This is a genomic window from Streptomyces durocortorensis (genome assembly GCF_016901035.1).
Classification (GTDB): domain Bacteria; phylum Actinomycetota; class Actinomycetes; order Streptomycetales; family Streptomycetaceae; genus Streptomyces; species Streptomyces durocortorensis.
In genome coordinates, this window is sequence record NZ_JAFEUF010000223.1 from 2,337 (window position 1) to 11,198 (window position 8,862).

Here is an 8,862-nt window from a genome sequence, read left to right on the forward strand (position 1 = left end):
CTCTGCGCCCTTTTTATCTCGTGGGGGGGGGGGGGGGGGGGGTTCGGGGGGGGGGGGTTTTGGGGGGGGGGGGGGGGCGCCGCCCCCCCCGGGGGGGGGCGCCCCCCCCCCCCCGCAGCAGGCCCTGTCGAGGGGTCAGTCGTGGAAGGTCTCGCCCTTCTCCGCCTTCTCCACCAGGAGTGCGGGCGGGAGGAAGCGGTCGCCGTAGCGGTCGGCCAACTCCCGGGCACGGGCGACGAATCCGGGCAGGCCGCCCTCGTACCCGTTGATGTACTGGAGGACGCCACCGGTCCACGGCGGGAAGCCGATGCCCATGATGGAGCCGATGTTGGCGTCCGCGACGGAGATGAGGACGTTCTCCTCCAGGCAGCGGACGCTGTCCAGGGCCTCGGAGAAGAGCATCCGCTCCTTCATGTCCTCGAAGGGCACGTCCCCGTCGGCCTTGGTGGTGAAGTGCTCGCGCAGACCCGGCCAGAGACCGGCGCGCTTGCCGTCCTCGTCGTAGTCGTAGAAGCCCGCTCCCCCGCTGCGCCCCGTCCGGCCGAACTCGTCGACCATGCGGTCGATGACCGCGTCGGAGGGGTGGCCGGGCCAGGTGCCGCCGGCCTCCTCGACCGCGCGCTTGGTCTCGTTGCGGATCTTACGGGGGAGGGTCAGCGTCAACTCGTCCATCAGGGAGAGGACCTTGGCCGGGTAGCCGGACTGGGCGGCTGCCTGCTCGATGGAGGCGGGCTCGACGCCCTCGCCGACCATCGCCACACCCTCGTTGATGAACTGGCCGATGACGCGAGAGGTGAAGAAGCCGCGCGAGTCGTTGACGACGATCGGCGTCTTCTTGATGCGCCGTACGAGGTCGAAGGCGCGGGCCAGCGCCTCGTCGCCGGTGCGCTCGCCCTTGATGATCTCGACCAGCGGCATCTTGTCGACCGGTGAGAAGAAGTGCAGGCCGATGAAGTCGACGGGGCGGGACACTCCCTCGGCGAGGACCGTGATGGGGAGGGTGGAGGTGTTGGAGCAGAGCAGGGCGTCGGGCTCGATGACGTCCTGGATCTCCTGGAACACCTTGTGCTTGAGGGCGGTGTCCTCGAAGACGGCCTCGATCACCGCGTCGCAGCCCGCGAGGTCGGCCGCGTCGCCGGTCGGGGTGATGCGGGCCAGCAGTTCGTCGCGCTTGGCCTCCGTCGTACGGCCCCGGGAGAGCGCCTTGGCGAGCAGCCTCTCGCTGTACGCCTTGCCCTTGGCGGCCGCCTCGGTGGAGACGTCCTTGAGGACGACGTCGATCCCGGCCTTGGCGCAGGAGTAGGCGATGCCCGCGCCCATCATGCCCGCGCCGAGGACGGCGACCTTGCGGACGGGGCGCTCGGGGATGTCCTTCGGGCGGTTGGCACCGGAGTTGACGGCCTGGAGGTCGAAGAAGAACGCCTGGATCATGTTCTTGGAGACCTGGCCGGTGACCAGCTCGGTGAAGTACCGGGCCTCGATGGTCAGGGCGGTCTCGAAATCGACCTGGGAGCCCTCGACGGCCGCCGCGAGGATGTTGCGCGGGGCGGGCATGGGCGCGCCCGCGAGCTGCTTCTTCAAGTTGGCGGGGAAGGCGGGGAGGTTGGCGGCGAACTTCGGGTTGGACGGTGTGCCGCCGGGGATCTTGTAGCCCTTGACGTCCCAGGGCTGCTGGGACTCCGGGTTGGCGTCGATGAAGGCGCGGGCCTTCTCGATCATCTCCTCGCGGGTGGCGGCGACTTCGTGGACGAGGCCGTTCTCCAGCGCCCGCTGCGGCGTGTACTGGGTGCCCTGGAGGAGCACCTTGAGCAGGGCGTCCGCGATGCCCATGAGGCGTACGGTCCGGGTGACGCCGCCGCCCGCCGGGAGCAGCCCGAGGGTGACCTCGGGCAGGCCGATGCGGGAGCCGGGGGCGTCGAGGGCGACGCGGTGGTGGGAGGCGAGCGCGATCTCGTAACCGCCGCCGAGGGCCGCGCCGTTGATGGCGGCGACGACGGGCTTGCCGAGGGTCTCGATGCGGCGCAGCGAGCTCTTGATGGCGGTGCCGGTGTCGAAGGCGGCCTGGGCGTTCTCCGGGCCGACCTTGATCATGTCCTTGAGGTCGCCGCCCGCGAAGAAGGTCTTCTTGGCGGAGGTGTAGATGATGCCGCGAATGGAGTCCTTCTCGGCCTCGGCGCGGTCCGCGATGGCCGCGATGGAGTCCTTGAAGGCCTGGTTCATCGTGTTCGCGGACTGGTTGGGGTCGTCGAGGACGAGGGTGACGACGCCGGTCTCGTCCTGTTCCCAGCGGATGGTGGTGCTCTCGGTCGTCATGTCGGTGTTCTCTCCGTAAGCAGGGGTGGCCGGCCAGGAACAGGTCAGATGCGTTCGACGATGGTCGCGACGCCCATGCCGCCGCCGACGCAGAGGGTGACCAGGCCGAACCGCTGGTCGCGGCGCTCCAGTTCGTCGATGACGGTGCCGAGGATCATCGCGCCGGTCGCACCGAGCGGGTGGCCGAGCGCGATGGCGCCGCCGTTGACGTTGACCTTGTCCAGGCTCAGGCCCATGTCCTTGACGAAGCGCAGGACGACCCCGGCGAAGGCCTCGTTGATCTCGACCAGGTCGATGTCGTCGATGGTGAGTCCGGCCTTGGCGAGCGCCTTGCGGGTGGCGGGGGCGGGGCCGGTGAGCATGATGGTGGGCTCGGAGCCGGAGACGGCGGCGGAGACGATCCGGGCGCGCGGGGTGAGGCCGTAACGCTCGCCGACCTCCTTCGAGCCGATGGCGACGAGGGCCGCGCCGTCGACGATGCCGGAGGAGTTGCCCGCGTGGTGGACGTGGTCGATCTTCTCGACCCAGTGGTACTTCTGGAGCGCCACCGCGTCGAAGCCGCCCATCTCGCCGATGCCCGCGAAGGACGGCTTGAGGCCGGCGAGGGAGTCGGCGGTGGTGCCGGGGCGCATGTGCTCGTCGTGGTCGAGGACGAGGAGGCCGTTGCGGTCCTTGACCGGGACGACGGAGCGGTTGAAGCGGCCGTCCTTCCAGGCCGCTGCCGCACGCTCCTGGGAGAGGGCGGCGTACTCGTCGACGTCGCGGCGGCTGAAGCCCTCGACGGTGGCGATGAGGTCGGCGCCGATGCCCTGCGGGGCGAAGCCGGTCTCGAAGCTGGTCATCGGGTCCATGGCCCAGGCGCCGCCGTCGGAGCCCATCGGGACGCGGGACATCGACTCGACGCCTCCGGCGAGCACCAGGTCCTCCCAGCCCGAACGGACCTTGGCGGCGGCCAGGTTGACCGCTTCCAGGCCCGAGGCACAGAAGCGGTTCTCCTGGACCCCGGCGACGGAGTCGGGCAGACCGGCCGCGATGGCGGCGATACGGGCGATGTCGGAGCCCTGGTCGCCGAGCGGGCTGACCACGCCGAGGACGATGTCGTCGATGGCGGCCGGGTCCAGGTCCGGGAAGCGGCCCCGGATCTCGTGGATGAGGCCGACGAGCAGGTCGATCGGCTTGGTGCCGTGCAGGGCGCCGTTGGCCTTGCCGCGGCCGCGCGGGGTGCGGATCGCGTCGTAGACGAATGCTTCGGTACTCAAGACAACTGCCTTTCGAGGGTGGTGGAGAGGGAGGGAGCCGGGGGCGCCAGGACGGTGGGAGCAGAGGTCGTCAGGCGAGCAGCGAGCGGCCGATGATCTCCTTCATGATCTCGGTCGTGCCGCCGTAGATGGTCTGGATACGGCCGTCGGTGAACGCCTTGGCGACCTTGTATTCGCTCATGTAGCCGTAGCCGCCGTGGAGTTGGAGGCAGCGGTCGGCAACGCGCTTCTGCAGTTCGGTGGCCCACCACTTGGCCATCGAGGCGTGGACGGCGTCCAGCGCCCCGTCCGAGTGGTCGACGATGCACCGGTCCAGGAAGGTCCGGGTGACGGCGCACTCGGTGGCCATCTCCGCGATCTCGAACCGGATGTGCTGGAGCTTGGCCAGCGGCCGCCCGAACGCCTCGCGCTCCTTGACGTACTGGGTGGTGATCTCCAGCAGGTGTTCGGCGGCGGCGATCCCGGCGACCGCTATGCCCATGCGCTCCTGGGCCAGGTTGGTCATCAGGTGGATGAACGCGCCGTCGAGTTCGCCGAGCAGGTTCTCCTTGGGGACGCGGACGTCGTTGAAGAACAACTCGGCGGTGTCCTGCGACTTCTGGCCGATCTTGTCGAGGTTGCGGCCGCGCCCGAAGCCCTCGGCGCCGCGTTCGACGACGATGAGGGAGAGGCCCTTGGCCCCGCCCTCGGGGGTGGTCTTCGCGACGACGACCACCAGGTCGGCGAGGATGCCGTTGGAGATGAACGTCTTGGAGCCGTTGAGCAGCCAGTGGTCGCCCTTGTCCTCGGCGGTGGTGCGGATGCCCTGGAGGTCGGAGCCCGCGCCCGGCTCGGTCATGGCGATGGCGGTGATGGTCTCGCCGGAGCAGAAGCCGGGGAGCCAGCGCCGCTTCTGCTCGTCGGTGGCGAGGCCCGTGAGGTAGGGGCCGATGATGTCGTTGTGCAGGCCGATCGCGAGCCCGGCGGCCCCGGCGCGGGTGAACTCCTCGGCGAGGACCGCGCTGTAGCGGAAATCGTCGCTGCCGCCGCCCCCGTACTCCTCCGGGACGGCCAGGCCCAGCAGTCCCGCGCGCCCGGCGGCGAGCCAGGCCTCGCGCGAGACGATGCCGTCCTGCTCCCACTGCTCGTAGTACGGGAGGACCTCCTTGGCCAGGAAGGCCCGGACGGTCTCGCGGAACGCGTCGTGTTCCTCGGTGAAGATCTGCCGTTGCACGGGGTCTCCTAGTCGTGAGGGGTGGGCCGGAGCGCGGGGACGTCCCAGTCGGCGGCGACGGCCTCGGTGTCCGCACCGGGCAGCGCGGGCCCGGTGCGTACGGAGACGGGGGTGGCCGAGAAGCGCGGGGCGGGGGCGGGCTGGGTGAGGCCGCCGTGCTCGACGAAGGTGGAGCGGGCGGCGAGGTGCGGGTGGTGCGGCGCTTCGGTGAGCGAGAGCACGGGGGCGACGCAGGCGTCGGTGCCGGCGAAGACCTCGGTCCACTCGGTGCGCGTACGGGTCAGGAAGCGTTCGGTGACGGCGGCGCGCAGTTCGTCCCAGCGGGCGAGGTCCCACCGGTCGGGGAAGGCCTCCGCGAGGCCGAGGAGCCGGACGAACTCCGCGTAGAACTGCTGCTCCAGCGGACCGACCGCCATGTGGCCGCCGTCCGAGGTGGCGTAGGTGCCGTAGAACGGGCAGCCGCCGTCCAGGAGGTTCGCGCCGCGCCGGTCCTGCCAGCTCCCGGCCGCCAGCATCCCGTGGATCATCGTGGCGAGATGGGCGGCGCCGTCGACGATCGCCGCGTCCACCACCTGACCCGAGCCGCCCGGCGTACGGGCGTGCTGGAGGGCGGCGAGGACGCCGACGACGAGGTAGAGCGAGCCGCCCGCGTAGTCGCCGACCAGGTTGGCGGGGACGGTGGGCGGCTCGTCCGGGCTGCCGATCATGGACAGGGTGCCGGTGAGCGCGATGTAGGCGATGTCGTGGCCCGCGCGGTCGGCGAGCGGCCCGTCCTGGCCCCAGCCGGTCATCCGCCCGTAGACGAGCTTCGGGTTGCGGGCGAGGCAGGCGTCGGGCCCCACGCCGAGGCGTTCGGCGACGCCGGGGCGGTAGCCCTCGATGAGGATGTCGGCGCGTTCGACCAGGTCCAGGACGCGGGCAGGCCCCTCGTCGCTCTTGAGGTCCAGGACGACGGAGCGCTTGTTGCGGTTGGTGAGGTCGGACGCCGGATCGATGCCGAGCCCCGCACCGCCGGGCCGGTCGACGCGGACGACGTCGGCTCCGAGGTCCGCCAGCAGCATCGCCGCGAACGGTCCGGGGCCGATGCCCGCCAGCTCGACGACCCTGACACCGGTCAGCGGACCGTGCCCGGGTGTTGGGCCTTTCGCCATCTGTGAGCCCCCAGGGGTGTGACACAACCGATGTAACACCTGTGATGCTAAGAACGTCCCCGGCTCCGCACAACCCCTCGGGCCGAGCAAGCGCTTAGCTCTTTCCTCCGATCCTCTCGCATCCGGCCCGCCCGGCCGCACGCCGCCACGTCGCTCTCCGCTACCCTCTGCCTGCCACGTCGGCACCCGTCCCCCAGCCGGAGGTACTCGTGAACAGGCAGAACGACGCGACACGCCCCTTGGACGTGGTCCTCTTCGGTGCCACCGGCTTCGTGGGGGCGCTCACGGCCGAATACCTGGCGGCTCACGCCCCCGCCGGTCTCCGCTGGGCCCTGGCCGGGCGCAGCCGGACCAAGCTGGAGAAGCTGCGCGAGCGGCTGACCGCGATCGCCCCGGCCTGCGCGGATCTCCAACTCCTGGAGACCGACGCGGACGACGCCGAGGCGCTGGCCGAACTGGCCGCATCCACCCGGGTGGTGGCCACGACCGTGGGGCCGTACCTCCGTTACGGCGAGAAGCTCGTCGCCGCCTGCGCGGAGGCCGGGACGGACTACGCGGACCTCACGGGCGAGGCGGAGTTCATCGACCGGATGTATCTGGAACACGACGCCCGGGCCCGGGAGACGGGGGCGCGCATCGTGCACGCCTGCGGCTTCGACTCCGTCCCGCACGACCTGGGGGCGTACTTCACCGTCAAGCAGCTGCCCGAGGACGTCCCCCTGGCCGTCGACGGCTTCGTGCGCACCAACGCGGTGTTCTCCGGCGGGACGTTCGCCTCGGCGCTGACCGCGATGGGCCGGGGCCCGCAGATGCTGGCCGCCGCCCGGGAGCGCCGGCTGCACGAGCCGCGTGTGGTCGGCCGACGGGTCAGCACCCCGGTGGGCTCCCCGCACTTCAGCGGGGAGACCGGCACCTGGGCGCTGCCGCTGCCGACGGTCGACCCGACGATCGTGGGCCGCTCGGCGCGGGCCCTGGAGCGGTACGGCCCCGACTTCCGCTACCGGCACTTCGCCTCGGTCAAGACGCTGGCCATGGCGCTCGGCGCCCCCGTGGCGATCGGCGGGCTGGTCGCGGCCGCGCAGGTGGAAGGCGTACGGGAGTGGCTGATGAGCCGTTACGAGCCGGGGCAGGGGCCGGACGAGGAGCGCCGCGGGCGGAGCTGGTTCACCGTCCGCTTCGTCGGTGAGGGCGGCGGGCGGCGCGTCTTCACGGAGGTGTCCGGCGGCGACCCGGGGTACGGCGAGACGGCGAAGATCCTCGCCGAGTCGGCGGTGTGCCTGGCCCTGGACGAGCTGCCGGAGACCTCCGGGCAGGTCACCACGGCGGTGGCCATGGGCGACGCGCTGCTGGAGCGGCTGACGGCGGCGGGGCTGCGGTTCCGGGTGGCGGCTGTGCGGTAGCCGATGCCCTGGACGGGCCGGGTGGGTCTAGAAGATCCAGCCGGCCAGCGTGTAGAGCATCGCGCCGAGCCAGACGAGCCCCACGGCACTGCCGAGGAGCATGCCGAGGGCCACGCGGCGCAGGGCGGGGTCGAAGGGCACGGGGCGGACGGCTGTACGAGAGGCGCTCATGCGTTCAGCCTGCCCAGTCCTGTGGATCTATGCCATCCGCGGAGGTACTCAGTTGCAGGGCTGTTCCACGCCCGGGACAATCACGCCCGGGACGCCCCGGCGCGGACCGGTCACACGCGGGACGATCACACCCGCGATGCCCCCGCCCAGGGGGGGGATCACGCGCGGGGCGGCAGCTGTGCGCGTACCCACGCGGGGGTCGGGTTGACGTGCGGCCGGTCCGCGACGACGACGGTCGGCACGGTCTCGTCCCCGCCGGTGGCGGCCCGCACCACCGCCGCTCCCGCCGGATCGCTCCAGATGTTCACCCAGTGCAGCCGGGAGGCGTCACGGCCCAGCCGGAGGCGGAGCCGCAGGCAGTAGGTGCAGCCCGGCCGCCAGTAGACGACCGGGCGGCCGTCCGCCGCGCCGCGGCGCAGGGCCTCGGCGGCGGGCACCGGCCTCGGGAAGATCAGGGGTGAGTGCGCGACGGCGAGCAGCGCGAACATCACCAGGAACACGAGGGCCCTGACGGGGTCGCCGCCGAGGGCGAACCCCGTCGCGACGACCGCGCCGCTGAGCAGGAACAGGACCGGAAGCCGCCACACGCGTCTCATGACGACGCACGCTATCGCCACCCCGTACCGCTTCTTCGGGCGGCTTCGTCAGGCGGTCGCTTCCCGCAGGGTCCGCCGGCACAGGGCGTCCGCCCGGCGGGTGCTCTCCGGCTGGCGGTAGCGGCCGGCCAGGCGGAGCGTGTGGGCGCAGGCGTTCTCGATGCTGATGCGGTGGCCGACCGAGACGAACACCGGGCTGGTGTTCTCCCGGGTGCGCAGCGCCCGCCCGACCTCCTCCTCACCGTCCAGCAGCGGGGAGGAGTCACCGCGCAGCGGGCCGGGGGCCTCGTAGGTGAACGTGAACGGGTTCTTGCCGACGCCGATCACCGGCAGCCCGGTGAGCACGCCGAGGTGGCTGGCGAGTCCGAAGCGGCGCGGGTGCGCCAGGCCGTAGCCGTCGCAGACCACAAGGCCGGGGTCCACGCTCAGCTCCTCCAGGGCCTCCAGCACCGTCGGGATCTCCCGGAAGGCCAGAAGCCCGGGGACGTACGGGAAGGTGATCCTGCCGACGGCGGTGGCCTCGTCGACCGTCTCCAGCGTCGCGGCGTCCAGCACGACGGCCGCCGCGACGACGACGTCCTTCTCGTCGTCGTAGGCCACGTCCACCCCGGTGACCAGCCCCGTTCCGGGCTCGGGGCCCGCCTCGTCCAGGATGACCCGGCCGCGCAGCCGGTCGTGGAACTCCCGGCCCCGCCCGGGGGGGGGGCCCCGGGGGGAGGACGCCTATGCCCCGGGCCCCCGCGGGGAGTCCGCCCGCCG

8 protein-coding genes are annotated in these 8,862 nt (G+C 71.9%); 1 reads left to right on the plus strand and 7 read right to left on the minus strand.

Going from position 1 to position 8,862, the window contains the following annotated elements; genetic code table 11:
• Window positions 1-135: 135 nt before the first annotated feature.
• The 4 genes from JS521_RS28830 to JS521_RS28845 all read right to left on the minus strand — a co-directional run bounded on the left by JS521_RS28830 (window position 136) and on the right by JS521_RS28845 (window position 5,936).
• Complete coding sequence (locus JS521_RS28830) at window positions 136-2,313, minus strand: 3-hydroxyacyl-CoA dehydrogenase NAD-binding domain-containing protein (protein ID WP_205085887.1); 2,178 nt, start codon at window positions 2,311-2,313, stop codon at window positions 136-138.
• Between the two features lie 44 nt (window positions 2,314-2,357).
• Window positions 2,358-3,572 (minus strand): acetyl-CoA C-acetyltransferase, encoded by a 1,215-nt coding sequence (locus JS521_RS28835; RefSeq protein WP_205085888.1) that lies wholly within the window; start codon window positions 3,570-3,572, stop codon window positions 2,358-2,360.
• A gap of 70 nt (window positions 3,573-3,642) precedes the next feature.
• A complete protein-coding gene (locus tag JS521_RS28840) occupies window positions 3,643-4,785 on the minus strand; it encodes an acyl-CoA dehydrogenase family protein (protein WP_205085889.1) in 1,143 nt (380 codons plus the stop codon).
• Window positions 4,786-4,793: 8 nt separating this feature from the next.
• Complete coding sequence (locus tag JS521_RS28845; RefSeq protein WP_205085890.1) at window positions 4,794-5,936, minus strand: CaiB/BaiF CoA transferase family protein; 1,143 nt, start codon at window positions 5,934-5,936, stop codon at window positions 4,794-4,796.
• Between the two features lie 209 nt (window positions 5,937-6,145).
• On the opposite strand from JS521_RS28845, the gene JS521_RS28850 reads away from it, so the two are divergent.
• A complete protein-coding gene (locus JS521_RS28850; RefSeq protein WP_205085891.1) occupies window positions 6,146-7,336 on the plus strand; it encodes a saccharopine dehydrogenase family protein in 1,191 nt (396 codons plus the stop codon).
• Window positions 7,337-7,363: 27 nt separating this feature from the next.
• On the opposite strand, the gene mmpA is transcribed toward JS521_RS28850, so the two are convergent.
• The 3 genes from mmpA to JS521_RS28865 form a co-directional block, all read right to left on the minus strand.
• A complete protein-coding gene (gene mmpA, locus JS521_RS28855; protein ID WP_205085892.1) occupies window positions 7,364-7,507 on the minus strand; it encodes a morphogenic membrane protein MmpA in 144 nt (47 codons plus the stop codon).
• A 158-nt stretch (window positions 7,508-7,665) separates the two neighbouring features.
• Window positions 7,666-8,103, minus strand: a complete 438-nt coding sequence (locus JS521_RS28860) for a glutaredoxin domain-containing protein (protein WP_205085893.1) — start codon at window positions 8,101-8,103, stop codon at window positions 7,666-7,668.
• A gap of 48 nt (window positions 8,104-8,151) precedes the next feature.
• Window positions 8,152-8,772 (minus strand): endonuclease V, encoded by a 621-nt coding sequence (locus JS521_RS28865; RefSeq protein WP_205085895.1) that lies wholly within the window; start codon window positions 8,770-8,772, stop codon window positions 8,152-8,154.
• Window positions 8,773-8,862 lie beyond the last annotated feature (90 nt).

What these genes read in the sequence shown, in the direction of transcription:
- JS521_RS28830 (WP_205085887.1), bottom strand. Translation starts at nt 2,313, where the DNA reads ATGACGACCGAGAGCACCACCATCCGCTGGGAACAGGACGAGACCGGC.
- JS521_RS28845 (WP_205085890.1), bottom strand. Translation starts at nt 5,936, where the DNA reads ATGGCGAAAGGCCCAACACCCGGGCACGGTCCGCTGACCGGTGTCAGG.
- JS521_RS28860 (WP_205085893.1), bottom strand. Translation starts at nt 8,103, where the DNA reads ATGAGACGCGTGTGGCGGCTTCCGGTCCTGTTCCTGCTCAGCGGCGCG.
- mmpA (WP_205085892.1), bottom strand. Translation starts at nt 7,507, where the DNA reads ATGAGCGCCTCTCGTACAGCCGTCCGCCCCGTGCCCTTCGACCCCGCC.